Here is a 15,399-nt window from a genome sequence, read left to right on the forward strand (position 1 = left end):
TCATGTTTTATCTTGATATCAAGATAAAGTGTGGCGTGGCGCTCAGCCCGCGCCGCTCATACAGTTGAATGCAGCCCGCGAACACCTCGGGCCCTGACGGTCAGCGTCGCCGACACCTCGGCTGCCGACGTCGAGATAAGGAGAATCTCCATGATCAACCATGAAGTCCGCACGTATAAGAGCTCGGAAAACCTCCCCCGCGAAGATCAGCTGGCCTGGAAGATCGCAGAAGTCGCATCCGATCCCGTCGCCGTCGAAGCCGACGTGACCGACATGGTCATCAACCGCATCATCGACAACGCCGCCGTCGCCGCCGCCTCGGTCCGCCGTGACGCACCGACCCACGCCCGCGAGCAGGCGCTGCCGCACAAGTCCAAGCCCGGCGCCACCGTGTTCGGCCAGCCGCTCGATGACACCGTCTCCCCGGAATGGGCCGCCTGGGCCAACGGCGTGGCCGTGCGCGAGCTCGACTTCCACGACACCTTCCTCGCCAAGGACTACTCGCACCCCGGTGACAACATCCCGGCCATCCTCGCTGTCGCCCAGCACCTCGGCGTCGACGGCAAGGACCTCGTCAACGGCATCGCCACCGGCTACGAGATCCAGGTCGACCTCGTCAAGGGCATCTGCCTGCACGAGCACAAGATCGACCACGTCGCCCACCTCGGCCCCTCTGCCGCAGCCGGCATCGGTGCGATGCTGCACCTGCCGACCGAGGTGACCTTCCAGGCCGTGCAGCAGGCACTGCACGTCACCACCGCCACCCGCCAGTCCCGCAAGGGCGAGATCTCCTCGTGGAAGGCCCACGCACCGGCATTCGCCGCCAAGATGGCCGTCGAGGCCGTCGACCGCGCGATGCGCGGCGAAGGCGCCCCGAGCCCGATCTACGAAGGCGAGGACGGCTTCATCGCCTGGATCCTCTCCGGCCCCGAGGCCCGCTACACCGTGCCGCTGCCTGAGAAGGGCGAAGCCAAGCGCGCGATCCTCGACACCTACACCAAGGAGCACTCGGCTGAGTACCAGGCCCAGGCGCTCATCGACCTCGCCCGCAAGATGGGCAAGGAGATCGACGATCTGACCAAGATCAAGAAGATCGTCATCCACACCTCGCACCACACCCACAACGTCATCGGCACCGGCGCCAACGACCCGCAGAAGATGGACCCGAAGGCCACCCGCGAGACGCTGGACCACTCGATCATGTACATCTTCGCCGTCGCCATGGAGGACCAGGGCTGGCACCACGAGGACTCCTACGCTCCCGAGCGCGCCGCCCGCCCGGAGACCGTCGCCCTGTGGCACAAGATCGAGACCACCGAGGATCCTGAGTGGACCCGCCGCTACCACTCGACCGACCCGGAGGAGATGGCCTTCGGCGGCCGCGTCGAGATCGAGTTCGAGGACGGCTCGACGATGGTCGACGAGATCGCCGTCGCCGACGCCCACCCGAACGGCGCACGCCCGTTCGTGCGCGAGAACTACGTCGAGAAGTTCCGCACCCTGGCCAAGGGCATCATCGCCGAGGAGGAGCAGGACCGCTTCCTCGACCTCGTCCAGCGCCTGCCGGAGCTTTCCGCCGATGAGGTCCGCGAGCTGTCCTTCGTCGTCGAGGGCCTGGAGCACACCGGGTCGAAGGGGATCTTCTGATGCTCGGCGCCACCACACCAGCAGCCCAGCGGCGCAAGCGGTTCCGCGAACTGCTCGCCGGCAGCGAGATCGTGCAGTTCCCGGGCGCGATCAACCCGATCAACGCCCAGATCATCGAACAGCTCGGCTTCGAAGGCGTCTACATCTCCGGCGGTGCGTTCTCCGCAGCGCAGGGGCTGCCTGACATCGGGCTCACGACGCTGACCGAGGTCGTCGCCCACGGCCGGAACATCTCCCGGGTGACGAACCTGCCGACCTTCATCGACGCCGACACCGGCTGGGGCGAGGCGATGAATGTCGCCCGCACCGTCCAGGAGTTCGAGGACGCAGGCCTGGCGGGCATGCACCTGGAGGACCAGGTCAACCCCAAGCGCTGCGGCCACCTCGACGGCAAGGAGGTCGTGAGCACCTCCGAGATGGTCAAGCGGATCTCCGCAGCCGTCAAGGGCCGCCGGGATGAGAACTTCGTCATCTGCGCCCGCACCGACGCCCGCGCCGGTGAGGGACTCGACGCCGCGATCGACCGCGCGAAGGCCTACGCCGACGCCGGGGCGGATCTCATCTTCCCCGAGGCCATGCGGGACCTGTCGGAATTCGAGACCTTCGCCTCGGCGCTCGACGTGCCGATCCTGGCGAACATGACCGAATTCGGCAAGAGCGAGCTGTTCACCACCGAGCAGCTCGCCGGCGCCGGCGTGCGGCTCGTCATCTACCCGGTGACGACGCTGCGCATCGCGATGGGAGCCATCAAGCGCGGGCTCGAGACGATCCGCGCCGAAGGCACCCAGGAAAGCATCGTCGAGGGCATGCAGACGCGTGCCGACCTGTACGAGACCATCGACTACGGTGCGTACAACGACTTCGATGCAGACATCTTCAACTTCTCACAGGAGGGTCACCAGTGACCGAGACCGACATCAAGAAGGGCCTGGCAGGCGTCGTCGTCGACACCACGGCTGTCTCCAAGGTCGTCCAGGAGACCAACTCGCTGACCTACCGCGGCTACCCCGTCCAGGAGCTCGCCGCGAACTGCACCTTCGAGGAGGTCGCCTACCTCATCTGGAACGGCGAATTGCCGAGCGCCGCCCAGCTGGAGGAGTTCACCGCCCGTGAGCGCTCCCAGCGCGCCGTCGACGACAAGCTCGTCGACCTCATCCTCGGCCTGCCGAAGGACTGCCACCCGATGCACGTCGTGCAGACCGCCGTCGCCTACCTCGGCTCCGTCGACCCGGAGGCAGACGTCGAGGGCGAGGAGGCCAACCGGGCGAAGGCCGAGCGGCTGTACGCGCAGCTGCCGACGATCGTCGCGATCGACCACCGTCGCCGGCACGGCCTCGACCCGGTCGCCCCGACGACCGATCTGCCGTATGCCGCGAACTTCTTCAAGATGGTCTTCGACGAGGTCCCGGCCGACGAGGTCGTGCGCTGCTTCGACATCTCGATGATTCTCTACGCCGAGCACTCCTTCAACGCCTCGACGTTCACCGCCCGCGTCATCACCTCGACGACCTCGGACCTGTACTCGGCCGTCGCCGGTGCCGTCGGCGCGCTCAAGGGACCGCTGCACGGCGGTGCCAACGAGGCCGTCATGGCGATGCTCGAAGAGGTCGGCACCGCTGACAAGGCGGAGGCCTGGATCGACAACGCGCTGGCGAACAAGCAGAAGATCATGGGCTTCGGCCACCGCGTGTACAAGAACGGCGACTCGCGCGTGCCCACCATGCGCGCCGCCTTCGAGGACATGGTCCAGGTCAAGGGAGCAGACGAGCTGCTCGCCCTCTACAACGCCTTCGAAGAGGACTTCGTCGGCCGCAAGGGCATCTACCCGAACCTCGACTACCCCTCAGGTCCGGCCTACCACCTCATGGGCTTCGACACCGAGCAGTTCACGCCGATCTTCGTGATGAGCCGCATCACCGGCTGGACCGCCCACATCATGGAGCAGCAGGCGTCCAACGCACTCATCCGCCCGCTCTCGGCCTACGACGGCGAAGAGCAGCGCGAAGTCCCGGCTGACCGCGGCTGACATGAGCACGCTGGACCAGCTGCGCCGGTCCATCGAGAGCATCGAGGGTTTCGGCTTCACCATCACCGGTGGAGTCGGGACCCTTGTCCTCGATCGGCCCGAGAAGCGCAACGCCCTGTCCCGTCAGATGTGGCAGGCCCTGCCGGACATCCTCGCGACCATCGACGCCAGCGATGAGCTCTCGGTGCTCATCCTCACCGGCGCCGGCGGGCACTTCTCAGCAGGCTCCGACATCCACGACCTCGATGTGCCGCTGGCGGACTTCTGGGAGACGAACTCCACCGCCGAGGCGGCACTGGCCTCGGTCTCGATTCCCACCATCGCCGCGATCGAGGGCAACTGCGTGGGCGGGGGCACCGAGCTGGCTGCGGCCTGCGATGTGCGGGTGGCGGCTCCCGGGACCATCTACGGGGTGACGGCTGCCAAGCTCGGCCTCGTCTACCCGCCGGGGCCGACGAAGCGGCTGGCGGCGATCATCGGCGATGCGTGGGCGAAGTACTTCCTGCTCACCGCTGAGATCATCGACTTCGACCAGGCGCTCAACCTCGGCTTCATCCACACCGTCAGCGAGGATCCGCTCGCCACAGCGCACGAGATCGCCGCGACGATCGCCAGCCGCTCGCCGCTGTCGCAGACCGGAGCCAAGCAGATCCTCTCAGGCGCGGTGCCCGATGTCTCCGCCGGGTCCTGGCTGGCTGAGGCGTATGCCACCGAGATCGTCGAGGGGCAGGAGGCGTTCTTCGCCAAGCGCCGGCCCGACTTCTCCTTCACCCGCCAGGACTGGCAGGACTGACCCGCTCCCGAGGCGGTGCTTCCGTCCCAGCGCACTGACGCCCCCGCATCCGTGCGGGGGCGTTCTTGCATCTCCCTGCGTTGAATGGTTTGCTAGTTGAGTAAGTAACCAAGGAGGAGGAGATCCATGATCGAAGAAGGCCGCGCGCTGTTCCTGCAGATCGCCGAGAGCATCGAGAACAGCATCGTCGACGGCTCACTGGCAGAGGAGTCCCGAGCGCCGTCGACGAACGAGCTCGCCGCGTTCCACCGCGTCAACCCGGCCACCGCCGCCAAGGGGCTGACGATGCTCGCCGACAAGGGCCTGCTGACCAAGAGGCGGGGGATCGGCATGTTCGTCACCGCCGGCGCCCGCGAGAAGCTGCGCGCTCAGCGCCGCGCAGTCTTCGCCGCTCGCTTCGTCGAGCCGCTCATGGTCGAGGCCGCCACCATCGGGCTCAACGCCGGAGAGGTCATCGCCATGGTCAAGGACCGCGCCGCAGCAGTCGGAGCGCAGTCATGAACCCCGTCGTCAGCGTCCGCGACCTCGTCAAGACCTACCCGTCAGGCAATGCGCTCGACGGCGTGAGCTTCGATCTGGAGGCGAACACCATCTACGGCTTCCTCGGCCGCAACGGCGCCGGCGAGTCGACGACCATGGCGATCCTCACCAGCCAGCTCTTCGCCACCTCGGGCACAGTGCGCGTCTTCGGCGAGGACCCCTATGAGAACCCGCGCGTGCTCGGCCGGATGTGCTTCGTGCGCGAGAACCAGAAGTACCCCGAATCGATGACCGCCGCCCAGGCGCTGCGCGCAGCCAGCCTCTTCTACCCCGGCTGGGACCACGACTTCGCCGAGCGCCTCGTCGCCGACTTCCGGCTGCCTCTCAAAACGAAGGTCAAGAAGCTCTCGCGCGGCCAGCTCTCGGCTGTCGGCGTCATCATCGGGCTGTGCTCACGCGCCGAGATCACCTTCTTCGACGAGCCCTACCTCGGACTCGACGCCGTGGCACGGCAGATCTTCTACGACCGCCTTATCGCCGACTACGCTGAGCACCCGCGCACCATCCTCATGTCCTCGCACCTCATCGATGAGATCGCCAGCCTTATTGAGCGCGTCCTCGTCATCGATGCCGGCCGCATCATCATGGACGAGACCGTCGAGGAGGCGACCTCGGCCGTCACGCGCGCCTCGGGACCCACTGCCGCACTCGACCGGCTCGCCCGCGGCCCCCGGGTACTCGAGCGCAGGACCATGGGCAGCGCCGGCGCGCTCGTCTTCCACGGCATCCCCAACGAGTCCGAGTCGGACCTGACCGCCCAGTCCGGCGTGCGCCTCGAACCAGTCGGGCTGCAGGAGTCGATCGTCCACCGCACTGCGGCCGCCGCCGCGGCGACCGGCCCCGAGCTGACCCCCTCCAGCATGGAAGGAGCACTGTCATGAGCCAGACCGAGCGCATCGTCAATGTCATCCGCCTGCAGTTCGTCAACCGGCAGCCGTTCCTGTGGGTGCCGCTCATGGTCTTCGGCTTCGCCATTGCGCTGCCCTCGTCATCTACGCGATCATCCCCGAATCCGGGCCCAAGTACGGCGGGGCGAGCCAAGCGCCGATGTGGTCGTTCCTCTTCGTCGGCGTGTCGGCGATGACCCTGACCTTCCCGTTCTCCCAATCGGTGGGCCTGGCCCGCTGGGAGTTCTACCTCGGCAGCCTGGCAGCGGCGGCTGTCACCTCCGCCGTGCTGGCCACGGCGCTCGTCATCCAGGGCGTCATCGAACAGGTCACCGACGGCTACGGCATGGGCGGCTTCGTCGCCTACCTGCCGTGGGTGTGGGAATCGGGCTGGTGGAGCGCAAGGCTGACCTTCTTCGTCTTCACGCTCATGGCCTTCGTCCTCGGCTTATGGGGTGCGACCGTGTTCAAGCGGTGGGGGATGACGGTGCTCGTCGCCGTCCTCGGCAGCCTTGGTCTCGCTCTCGCTGCTGTGCTGCTCGTCATCTCCCGCCGCGAAGCCTGGGGTGAGGTCATCGCCTGGTTCGCCACCGCCGGCTCCCTGCAGCTGACCGGCTGGCTTGCGCTGCTGACCGCCGTCCTCGCCGGCTTGTCCTACCTCACGCTGCGCCGCGCGGTGCCCTGAGCATGCGCATCGACTCGGCCGCCCGCGCCGCTCACATCCGGGCCAGCGGGCGGCCGGCGGCACCGGTTCCTGCTCCAGTGCCCCGTGCCCGAGGCGGAACCCGCCTGCGCAGATGGGCAGGTCGCCTTGTGCGACGGGCACCGGATGAGCGGAGAGCCATGTGACGGTAGGATGAACCCGTGCGCCTTGCAGTTCTCGATATCGGATCCAACAGCATCCACCTCCTCGTCGTGGATGCCCACGTCGGTGCCCCGCCGATGCCGGCCACCTCGCACAAAGAGGTGCTGCGCCTAGCCGAGCACCTCAAAGACGACGGATCGATCACCTCGTACGGCCAGCAGCGCCTCGTTGACTTCTGCAAGGAGTCGATCACGATCGCCGAAGAGCAGGGCTCCGAGCAGATCCTCGCGTTTGCCACCTCGGCGATCCGCAGCGCACCCAACGGCGATGAGACGATCGAGCGGATCCACCGGGAATCCGGGCTCACCCTCAACGTCATGAGCGGGGAGGAGGAAGCCCGCATCACCTTCCTCGCCGCCCGCCGCTGGTTCGGCTGGTCAGCCGGCAACATCCTGCTCCTCGACATCGGCGGCGGCTCCCTGGAGATCGCCGCCGGCACCGACGAATACCCCGACATCGCACTCTCCCTGCCGCTGGGGGCTGGGCGCATGCACAGCCGGTTCCTCTCAGCCGACCAGCCCAGTGAGGACGACATCGCAGCCCTGCGCCACCTGGCCCGCAAGGAGATCGGCCGGATCGCCGGTGACGTCAACCGCGTCGGCAAGCCGGAGAAGATCGTCGGCTCGTCGAAGACCTTCCGGTCCCTGGCCCGCATCGCCGGTGCCGCGCCGAGCGGCGACGGCATCTACGTGCCGCGCAAGCTGCAGCGCAAGGACATGCCCGGCATCATCGACACGCTCCTCTCACGCACCCCAGCGCAACGCGCCGAGCTGCCCGGCGTCTCCGTCGCCCGCTCCGGCCAGGTGCTCGCCGGCGCGATCGTCGCCGATGTCGCCTTCACGATCTTCGGCATCGAATCGATGAAGATCAGCCCCTGGGCGCTGCGCGAGGGCGTCATCATGCGCAAGCTCGACCTGCTCGACTCCTCGGAGTCCGTGTCCATCCCGCGCGGCCGTCCGCTCGCCCTCGACCTGTAGGCCGCGTACTAGACTGGTCGGTGTGACACCGAGAGCATCGCGACCCCGACGGACGTTCCGCAAGGCGCTGACGACGCCGAACTCCGCGCGCGCGAACTCCCGCCGCCACCGCGAGTTCTTCGAACGTGTCCCGGTCTACGAGTTCGGCGTCAGACACGTCTCCGACCACCCGATCCGGCTGGGCCTGTCGACGTCCTCGGTCTATCCGATGACGGTCACCACCTGCTTCGACACCGCCGCACGTCTGGGCTACGAGGGCGTCGAGATCATGATCACCAACAGAGCCGAGACCCAGGACGTCGATTTCATCCGCTCTGAAGTCCAGCGCACCGGTCTGCCCGTTCTCTCGCTGCACGCCCCGACCCTGCTGTTCATGCCGCGGGTGATGACGAGCGATCACTGGGAGAAGCTGCGCATCACCTGTCGCATCGCAGCCCAAGTCGGCGCCCGCTCAGTCGTCCTCCACCCGCCGTTCCGCTGGCAGGGCGACTACGCCCGCAACTTCGTCACTGGGGTGCGTGAGATCAGCGAGGAGACCGGCATCACCCTGGCCGTGGAGAACATGTACCCGTGGCGGGCCGGCATCCGCGAGGTCCAGGTCTACCTGCCCGACTGGAACCCGATCGGCTACGACTACGACGCGGTCACCTTCGACTTCTCACACGCTGCGACCGCCGGGATGAACGCACTCGAAGCGGTGAAGGAGCTGTTTCCCAAGCTGCGCCACATCCACCTGACCGACGGCGCCGGATCTCTCAAGGACGAGCACCTGGTGCCCGGTCGCGGCCATATGCCCGTCGCCGAGGCGCTGCAGTACTTGGCCAAGGAGAACTGGTCCGGCGATGTCATCGTCGAGGTCAACACCCGCTTCACCACCAGCTCCCGCAAGCGCGAGGAGATGCTCATCGAATCGCTCGAGTTCGCCAAGCGCCACCTCGGCCTGCGCGATTGAACCGAACCGACAGGAGGACCTCATGACACTGGCATTCATCGGCACCGGATCCATGGGCACCGCCCTGCTGGCAGGAGTCATCGCCGGTGGTTGCGACCCGGCTGAGATCATCGCGACGACGAAGTCCGCCGACAGCGCCCGCAGCCTCGAACGCGAGCACGGGGTCCGCGCCCTGGCCCTTGACGACGATCCCGGCGCCAATCGCAGCGCTGCCGCCGAGGCGGACTGCGTTCTCCTCGGCGTCAAGCCGTGGATGGTCAAGGACACCGCCGCCGAGGTGGGTGCTGCGATGGCAGCCGACGCGATCCTCGTGTCGATGGCCGCAGGCGTCACCCTCGATCAGCTGGCAGCCGCCTCCGGGCGCGAGGCGGTCGTGCGGATCATGCCGAACACGCCCTGCCAGATCGGCTGCGGGGTCATCTCGCTGTCCCCAGCTGACGCGGTCAGCCCGGACAGGGTCGAGACCCTGCGTCAGCTGCTGTCCGGTGCCGGTGATGTCGTGCCCCTAGACGAAGATCTCATCCCGGCGATGACCGGAATCTCCGGTTCGGGAGTCGCCTACTTCTTCCTGCTCGCTGAGGAGATGGTCAAGGCCGGTGTGGCGATGGGCCTCGATGAGCAGACCGCCGCCGGCATGGTCGTGCGCACCGCCGAGGGCGCTGGACGGCTGCTGGCCAAGCACCCGGACCCTGCGGCGCTGCGCACGGCGGTGACGAGCACCGGCGGGACGACCCACGCGGCGATCACGACATTCGACGACGCCGGATTCGCAGACCTGGTCGCACGCGCGGCCCAGGCCGCCGGGCAGCGGGCCATCGAGATGGCCGAGGAGTACTGAACCGAGGAGTACCGAGCCGGCGAGCCGGTCAGCCGGCGCGACCCTCCCGCTCGATGTGGCTGCGCGCGTGCGCGACTGCGGCGTCGAGGTCGTCGAAGAGGTGATTGGGGTGCCGCAGAGCCGCTGACAGCCCGCCGGTGCGGGCAAGCCGCTCATGGCGGGCCTGGATGCCCTTGACGAGCACCGTGATGCCGCGGCGCTCGAGTGTGGTGACGAGTTCGGTGATGACCCGGGCGCCGGTCGAGTCGAGCATCCGGATCTGCGACATCCTGAGGATGACGACCGAGACGTCTTCGATATCGGCCAGCTCGGTCAGCAGCCGGTCGCCGACACCGAAGAACAGCGCCCCGTCGAGCCGGAACAGGGCGATGCGCTCATCGCCGGGCTGCGCCGCGCCCGGCAGCTCCTCCCGCGTCGTCGTCGACTGCGCCGACAGGGTGCGCAGCGCGAAGAACGCGGTGACGACGATGCCGATCCCGACCGCGATGATGAGATCGAAGGACACGGTGATGAGCGCGGTGAGCCAGAAGACGAGCGCATCGGCACGCGAGGCGCGGCACACCTCGGCGGCCACAGGCACATTCACCATCCGCACCGCCGTCAGCAGCAGCACCCCAGCCAGCGCGGCGAGCGGGATCTGGGAGACGAAGCGGGCGGCGAAGAGCACCACACCGATGAGCACGAGAGCGTGGACGACGGCCGCCAGACGCGTCTGCGCACCGGAGCGGATGTTGACGGCCGTGCGCGCGATCGCACCGGTGGCCGGCATGCCGCCGAAGAACCCGGCGCCGATCGACGCCAGCCCCTGGCCGACGAGCTCCCGGTCTCCGTTGTAGTGCCCGACCGGGCTGAGTGTCGACGCGACGCGGGCCGAGAGCAGCGACTCGATCGCCGCCAGTGCTGCGACCGTGAGCGCGGGACCGGACAGGGCGGCGATGAGGTGCAGATCGAAGGCCGGCAGATGCGGCAGCGGCAGCGTCTCGGGCAGGGTGCCGATGCGCTCAAGCGGAGCGTCGAGCCAGGCGGCGAGCAGCGCGGCAACGATGATCGCGATGATCGAGCCGGGCAGCTGCGGGTGGATGAGCGGGGCCAGCAGCATGATGCCGATGACGAGGACCACGGTGCCCAGCGTCCAGCCGAGCTGCGGCCAGCTGGCCCCGGCGGCGGCCTGCACGGCGTGGACGACGGCGTTGCGCGACTGCCCGGTGTCACTGCCGAGGGCAGCCGGGATCTGCTGGAAGAAGATGATCGTCGCAATCCCGAGCGTGAAGCCCTCGATGACGGGAAACGGGATGAACGCGACGCTGCGGCCCAGCCGCAGCAGCCCGGCGAGGACGACGAGGGCACCGGCCATGAGGGCGACGACCGGGATCGCGGCAGGACCGTGGGCGGCGGCGATCGGGGCGAGCACGACGACCATCGCGCCGGTCGGCCCCGACACCTGCACATGCGAACCACCGAAGACCGCGGCGATGAGGCCGGCGACGATCGCCGTGACGAGTCCGGCCTCGGCGCTGAGACCCGAGGAGATCGCGAATGCCAGCGCCAGCGGCAGCGCGACGATGCCGACGGTGAGACCGGCGAGCAGGTCCCGCCGCCACGTCTGCGGCAGCCGCCGGTAGTCGGCGGCATTGGGCAGCAGTGAGGCGCGCGGCAGCAGCGCGCGCAAGCGGCTGGGCTCAGGCGGCCCAGGCACCATTTCACCTCCGGCAGTCGACACAGGCACCCACAGCGATCTACTGGGGCAGCAGCCCGCTGGGGGCGGCGGCCCGCTGGGGACCGAGCATCTTCATCCAAGCATGCCTGCGGTCGCGGCGGGGGCAGTGTCAGAAAGCTGAGACCGCCGGGCTCGGCGCGTGGGGTTCAGGGGCGGCCGGCGAAGCGGCCGAGCAGCTCGACGTGACCGGCGACGATGAGGACATCCTGGCTGCCGACACGGGACGACGGCTCCGCATAGGTGAAGTCCCGCCCGGGGCTCTTGATGCCGACGACGGTGACGCCGTAGGTGTCGCGGATGCCGGATTCGGCGAGCGTGAAGCCCTGCACCTCCTTCGGTGGGCGCATCTTGACGACGGCGAAGTGGCCGTCGTCGAACTCGATGTAGTCGAGCATCTGCGAGGACACGAGGTGGGCTACGCGCGCTCCGGCCTCGGATTCGGGGAACAGCACATGCTCAGCGCCGATGCGGCGCAGGATCTTGCCGTGGGAGTTCGAGATCGCCTTCGCCCACACCTGGTCGATGCCGAGGTCGACGAGATTGGCCGTCGAGAGCACACTTGCCTCGATTGAGGTGCCGATGCCGACGACCGCGGTCGAGAAGTCCTGGACACCCAGCTGGCGCAGCGCTTCGATGTTCGTCGCATCCGCCTCGACGACGTGGGTGAGCCGGCCGGACCACTCCTGGACCACCTCCGCATTTCGCTCGACAGCCATCACCTCGCGGCCGAGCCTGATGAGGTTCTCAGCCGTCGAAGCGCCGAAGCGGCCGAGGCCGATGACGAGGATCGCATCGTTCGCGGGCTTTCCCGACTGCTTAGCCAATGATCGGCCTCTCCTCCGGATAGCGGAACAGACGTTGCTGGTGTCTGGCGGACAGCGAGGCCGCCAAGGTAATCGTACCGAGCCGGCCGAGGAACATGAGAGCACTGAGGACGTACAGACCGGCATCAGGGGACTTCTCCGTCACACCGGAGGACAGCCCGCAGGTGGCGAAGGCGGAGATGACATCGAAGATGACATCGTCGAGCGGCAGCCGCGTGATGTGCAGCATGAGCAGAGTGCCGACGAAGACGAGAGCGGCGCCGGCGAGCGTGATCGAGATCGCCACGCGCACCGCTGCCGGGTCGATGCGCCGGTGGAAGACGGTGACGTCCCTGAGCCCGCGCGCCTCGGCGAGCGCGGCGAGGACGAGCACCGCGATCGTCGTGACCTTGATGCCGCCGGCGGTCGAGGACGAGCCGCCGCCGATGAACATGAGGACGTCGATGAGCAGAAGGCTGGTGCCGTACATCTCGGTGACGTCGATCGAGGCCATGCCCCCAGACCGCGGCATCGCAGCCATGAACAGGGTGTTGGTGATCGAGTCGCCCAGGCTCAACCCGCCGATCGTCTTCTCGTTGCCGGATTCGAAGATGTACAGCAGCACGAAGGACACGAGCAGCAGCAGTCCGGTGGTCGCCAGCGTCAGCTTCGTGTGCAGGTCCCAGCCGCGCGGGCGATTCCACGTGATCGCGACCATGAGCACCACCGGGAAGCCGAGCGAGCCGATGAGCATCGAGACCATGAGCACCATGAGGATCCACGGATCGTCGGCGAAGTACTCGATGCCCCCGGTGTGCAGCGTGAACCCGGCGTTGTTGAAGGAGGTCACGGCATAGAACAGGCCGTGCCACAGCGCTTCGCCCAGCGTCTCGCCGCGGATGAGCAAGCGGGGGGTGAGCAGGGCCATGATGACAGCTTCGACGGTGAAGATCGTGATGAGCACTGCGCGCAGCAGCGTGCCGACCTGGCCGATCTGGAAGGTGTTCGTCGCCTGTGCGGCGATGAGCCGCTGACGCACGCCCAGCCGTTTCGACACCGCCATCCCGAGCAGCGACGCCAGTGTCAGGATGCCGAGGCCGCCGACCTGCATCGCCGCGACCATCACCCAGTGGCCGAACGTCGACCAGTACTCCTCGGTCACGACCGGGGTCAGGCCGGTGACGCAGACGGTGGAGACGGCGACGAACAGGCTGTTGGCGAACGAGTAGTCGGACGTGTCGGCGTGGGCGACTGGCAGCGACAGCAGCACCGTGAAGATCGCGATCGCGATGACGAACGAGGCGATCGCCAGCCGTGCCGGCGAGGCCTCGGCGACCTCGTCGAGGACGTCGCGCAGCCGCCGCCCCGGGTGGAACACCCGGTCGGTGAAGGTCGTCTTCGGTCGCTGATGAGCCACAGCGTCAGTGTAGCCGGGGACGGTGCGGCTGCCGCGGCGCTGGCGGGCAGGCGCATGGCGGCTGTGGCGGGGCGCTGTTCCGCAGCTCACACCGAACCAGTAGAGTGTGGCCATGGCCAAGCGAGAGACAGAAGTCTTCGTCATCTGGGACGAATCCTTCACGCAGTACAACTTCGGACCGACCCATCCGATGAACCCGCTGCGCCTCGACCTGACCGCGAAGCTCGCGACCGAATTCGGTCTCTTCGACCACCCTCGCATCCACATCTCCGGCGTCGGCGGCGTCGACGAGGACGCGCTCGCAGCCCTGCACACCCAGGACTTCATCGACGCAGTCAAACGCGCCGAAACGACCACGGACATCGCCCCTGATGTTGCGCAAACCTTCGGAGTCGGCACCGATGACGTGCCCCGCTTCGACAGGATCCACGAAGCCTCCGGACGGATCTTCCAAGGCAGTCTCGAAGCCGCCCGCGCCATCACCTCGGGACGCTATGAGCGGGCGGTGAACTTCTGCGGCGGGATGCACCATGCGATGCCGGGCAGGGCCGCCGGATTCTGCATCTACAACGACCTCGCCGCCGCCATCCAGCATTTCCTCGACCACGGCTATGAGCGGGTCTGCTACATCGACCTCGACGCCCACCACGGTGACGGCACCGAGCACTTCTACTGGGACGACCCGCGGGTTATGACGATCTCCGTGCACGAGAACGGCCGCTTCCTGTTCCCCGGCACCGGCTTCGCCAACGACATCGGCGGACTCGACGCCGCCGCCTCAGCGGTCAACATCGCCCTGCCCCCGCGCACCGACGACCACGACTGGCTGCGCGCCCTCGACGCCGTCGTCCCGGCCGTCATCCGCGAATTCGACCCGCAGGTCATCGTCAGCCAGCACGGCTGCGACGGTCACTCCGCCGACCCGCTCACCCACCTGCGGCTCAGCGTCGACGCGATGCGGGTGGCCACTCAGTGGGTGCGCGACCTTGCCGACGATTACGCCAACGGCAAGTGGCTGGCCACCGGCGGCGGCGGATATGCGCTCGTCGAAGTGGTGCCGCGCGCCTGGACGAACCTCGTCGCGATCGCGGCTGGAGCCGACATCGACCCCGCCACCGCGCTGCCGGAGCGCTGGCGGACCTACGTCGAGGACGTCACCCGCATCACCGCCCCGCATATGATGACCGACGGCCACGACGGCACCTTCGACCCGTGGGCCAACGGCTACGATCCCGAATCCGACCTCGACCGCACAGTCATGTCGACACGGAAGAACATCTTCCCCTTCTACGGCCTCGACGCCCACTTCGACTGACATCCGACCCGCCGCGCAGGCGGCCTCCTTGACTCGAGTGCGCAGTTTTGGAATAGCTCCAGGCAACGATAGAATTAAGCGGTTACGTCTGACAGGCGAACGATCAGTGTTCGCCCCGATCGCCTACCCGTGAGGATTTATCTATGGGCTCAGTCATCAAGAAGCGCCGCAAGCGGATGTCGAAGAAGAAGCACCGGAAGCTTCTGCGCAAGACCCGCCACCAGCGCCGCAACAAGAAGTAAGCGGCTGCGTGCGTCCCCGTCGTTTCGTGCGGCGGGGTTTCGTGCTGATAAGGCCCCGGCACGCAGGCCGACAGCGAGGAGGATGACCGGATGAGCGTCGAGCTGACGTTCCTCACCCGCCCCGGATGCGGGCTGTGCGTCACCGCCATGGACGTCATCGAGGACACCCTTGGCGAGCACATCGCCGCAGGCGACGTCACGGTCACCACCGTCGACATCGAAACCGACGCCGACCTTATCGCCCAGCACGAATGGGACATCCCCGTCGTGCTGCTCAACGGCCGCAAGCACGCCAAGCACCGCATCGACGGGACCCGGCTCAAGCGCACCGTCGAGACACTGCTCGCCCACGGCTGAGACCGCCGGCGGGCCACACACCA

16 protein-coding genes are annotated in these 15,399 nt (G+C 67.6%); 13 read left to right on the forward strand and 3 right to left on the reverse strand.

What is annotated here, in order from left to right; all coding sequences use genetic code 11:
• Positions 1 to 150: 150 nt before the first annotated feature.
• From B4E96_RS00105 to proC, 10 genes are all read left to right on the forward strand, one after another.
• A complete protein-coding gene (locus B4E96_RS00105; protein ID WP_259793649.1) occupies positions 151 to 1,647 on the forward strand; it encodes an MmgE/PrpD family protein in 1,497 nt (498 codons plus the stop codon).
• Complete coding sequence (gene prpB / locus B4E96_RS00110) at positions 1,647 to 2,552, forward strand: methylisocitrate lyase (protein ID WP_286955827.1); 906 nt, start codon at positions 1,647 to 1,649, stop codon at positions 2,550 to 2,552. The genes B4E96_RS00105 and prpB overlap by 1 nt, the downstream gene beginning before the upstream one ends.
• Positions 2,549 to 3,673: a bifunctional 2-methylcitrate synthase/citrate synthase gene (locus B4E96_RS00115; RefSeq protein ID WP_286955828.1), complete on the forward strand. Its 1,125-nt coding sequence runs from the start codon at positions 2,549 to 2,551 to the stop codon at positions 3,671 to 3,673. The genes prpB and B4E96_RS00115 overlap by 4 nt, the downstream gene beginning before the upstream one ends.
• 1 nt (position 3,674) lies before the next feature.
• Positions 3,675 to 4,466 (forward strand): enoyl-CoA hydratase/isomerase family protein, encoded by a 792-nt coding sequence (locus tag B4E96_RS00120; RefSeq protein WP_175293105.1) that lies wholly within the window; start codon positions 3,675 to 3,677, stop codon positions 4,464 to 4,466.
• A 126-nt stretch (positions 4,467 to 4,592) separates the two neighbouring features.
• Positions 4,593 to 4,967: a GntR family transcriptional regulator gene (locus B4E96_RS00125; protein ID WP_286955833.1), complete on the forward strand. Its 375-nt coding sequence runs from the start codon at positions 4,593 to 4,595 to the stop codon at positions 4,965 to 4,967.
• The gene (locus B4E96_RS00130) at positions 4,964 to 5,887 is read left to right on the forward strand and encodes an ABC transporter ATP-binding protein (RefSeq protein ID WP_286955834.1); all 924 of its coding nucleotides are present in this window, start codon (positions 4,964 to 4,966) and stop codon (positions 5,885 to 5,887) included. Before B4E96_RS00125 ends, B4E96_RS00130 begins: the two co-directional genes overlap by 4 nt.
• Before the next feature lie 61 nt (positions 5,888 to 5,948).
• Positions 5,949 to 6,578 (forward strand): hypothetical protein, encoded by a 630-nt coding sequence (locus B4E96_RS00135; RefSeq protein WP_286955835.1) that lies wholly within the window; start codon positions 5,949 to 5,951, stop codon positions 6,576 to 6,578.
• A gap of 179 nt (positions 6,579 to 6,757) precedes the next feature.
• The gene (locus B4E96_RS00140; RefSeq protein WP_286955836.1) at positions 6,758 to 7,735 is read left to right on the forward strand and encodes a Ppx/GppA phosphatase family protein; all 978 of its coding nucleotides are present in this window, start codon (positions 6,758 to 6,760) and stop codon (positions 7,733 to 7,735) included.
• Between the two features lie 22 nt (positions 7,736 to 7,757).
• Entirely contained in the window at positions 7,758 to 8,687 is a 930-nt protein-coding gene (locus B4E96_RS00145; RefSeq protein WP_286955837.1) for a sugar phosphate isomerase/epimerase family protein, read from the forward strand.
• Between the two features lie 22 nt (positions 8,688 to 8,709).
• Positions 8,710 to 9,525: a pyrroline-5-carboxylate reductase gene (gene proC, locus B4E96_RS00150; protein WP_259874756.1), complete on the forward strand. Its 816-nt coding sequence runs from the start codon at positions 8,710 to 8,712 to the stop codon at positions 9,523 to 9,525.
• A 28-nt stretch (positions 9,526 to 9,553) separates the two neighbouring features.
• On the opposite strand, the gene B4E96_RS00155 is transcribed toward proC, so the two are convergent.
• From B4E96_RS00155 to B4E96_RS00165, 3 genes are all read right to left on the reverse strand, one after another.
• Positions 9,554 to 11,224: a SulP family inorganic anion transporter gene (locus tag B4E96_RS00155; protein WP_414632652.1), complete on the reverse strand. Its 1,671-nt coding sequence runs from the start codon at positions 11,222 to 11,224 to the stop codon at positions 9,554 to 9,556.
• Positions 11,225 to 11,388: 164 nt separating this feature from the next.
• Positions 11,389 to 12,066 (reverse strand): potassium channel family protein, encoded by a 678-nt coding sequence (locus tag B4E96_RS00160; protein WP_259793641.1) that lies wholly within the window; start codon positions 12,064 to 12,066, stop codon positions 11,389 to 11,391.
• Positions 12,059 to 13,462: a TrkH family potassium uptake protein gene (locus tag B4E96_RS00165; protein WP_286955842.1), complete on the reverse strand. Its 1,404-nt coding sequence runs from the start codon at positions 13,460 to 13,462 to the stop codon at positions 12,059 to 12,061. Before B4E96_RS00165 ends, B4E96_RS00160 begins: the two co-directional genes overlap by 8 nt.
• A gap of 112 nt (positions 13,463 to 13,574) precedes the next feature.
• Here B4E96_RS00165 and B4E96_RS00170 point away from each other — a divergent pair, with 112 nt between their 5' ends.
• The 3 genes from B4E96_RS00170 (at position 13,575) to B4E96_RS00180 (ending at position 15,376) form a co-directional block, all read left to right on the forward strand.
• Complete coding sequence (locus B4E96_RS00170; RefSeq protein WP_286955843.1) at positions 13,575 to 14,777, forward strand: acetoin utilization protein AcuC; 1,203 nt, start codon at positions 13,575 to 13,577, stop codon at positions 14,775 to 14,777.
• 143 nt (positions 14,778 to 14,920) lie between these two features.
• Positions 14,921 to 15,019, forward strand: a complete 99-nt coding sequence (locus tag B4E96_RS00175; protein WP_005504750.1) for a 30S ribosomal protein bS22 — start codon at positions 14,921 to 14,923, stop codon at positions 15,017 to 15,019.
• 90 nt (positions 15,020 to 15,109) lie between these two features.
• Positions 15,110 to 15,376 carry a glutaredoxin family protein gene (locus B4E96_RS00180; RefSeq protein ID WP_102161359.1) on the forward strand — a complete coding sequence of 89 codons (267 nt, stop codon included), beginning with the start codon at positions 15,110 to 15,112 and terminating at the stop codon, positions 15,374 to 15,376.
• Positions 15,377 to 15,399: the final 23 nt, after the last annotated feature.

The organism is Brevibacterium sp. UBA7493, assembly GCF_002479565.1.
In the GTDB taxonomy this organism is placed as follows: Bacteria; Actinomycetota; Actinomycetes; order Actinomycetales; family Brevibacteriaceae; genus Brevibacterium; species Brevibacterium luteolum.

What these genes read in the sequence shown, in the direction of transcription:
- B4E96_RS00125 (WP_286955833.1), top strand. Translation starts at nt 4,593, where the DNA reads ATGATCGAAGAAGGCCGCGCGCTGTTCCTGCAGATCGCCGAGAGCATC.
- B4E96_RS00155 (WP_414632652.1), bottom strand. Translation starts at nt 11,224, where the DNA reads ATGGTGCCTGGGCCGCCTGAGCCCAGCCGCTTGCGCGCGCTGCTGCCG.
- prpB (WP_286955827.1), top strand. Translation starts at nt 1,647, where the DNA reads ATGCTCGGCGCCACCACACCAGCAGCCCAGCGGCGCAAGCGGTTCCGC.
- B4E96_RS00120 (WP_175293105.1), top strand. Translation starts at nt 3,675, where the DNA reads ATGAGCACGCTGGACCAGCTGCGCCGGTCCATCGAGAGCATCGAGGGT.
- B4E96_RS00180 (WP_102161359.1), top strand. Translation starts at nt 15,110, where the DNA reads ATGAGCGTCGAGCTGACGTTCCTCACCCGCCCCGGATGCGGGCTGTGC.
- B4E96_RS00175 (WP_005504750.1), top strand. Translation starts at nt 14,921, where the DNA reads ATGGGCTCAGTCATCAAGAAGCGCCGCAAGCGGATGTCGAAGAAGAAG.
- B4E96_RS00170 (WP_286955843.1), top strand. Translation starts at nt 13,575, where the DNA reads ATGGCCAAGCGAGAGACAGAAGTCTTCGTCATCTGGGACGAATCCTTC.
- B4E96_RS00130 (WP_286955834.1), top strand. Translation starts at nt 4,964, where the DNA reads ATGAACCCCGTCGTCAGCGTCCGCGACCTCGTCAAGACCTACCCGTCA.
- B4E96_RS00105 (WP_259793649.1), top strand. Translation starts at nt 151, where the DNA reads ATGATCAACCATGAAGTCCGCACGTATAAGAGCTCGGAAAACCTCCCC.
- proC (WP_259874756.1), top strand. Translation starts at nt 8,710, where the DNA reads ATGACACTGGCATTCATCGGCACCGGATCCATGGGCACCGCCCTGCTG.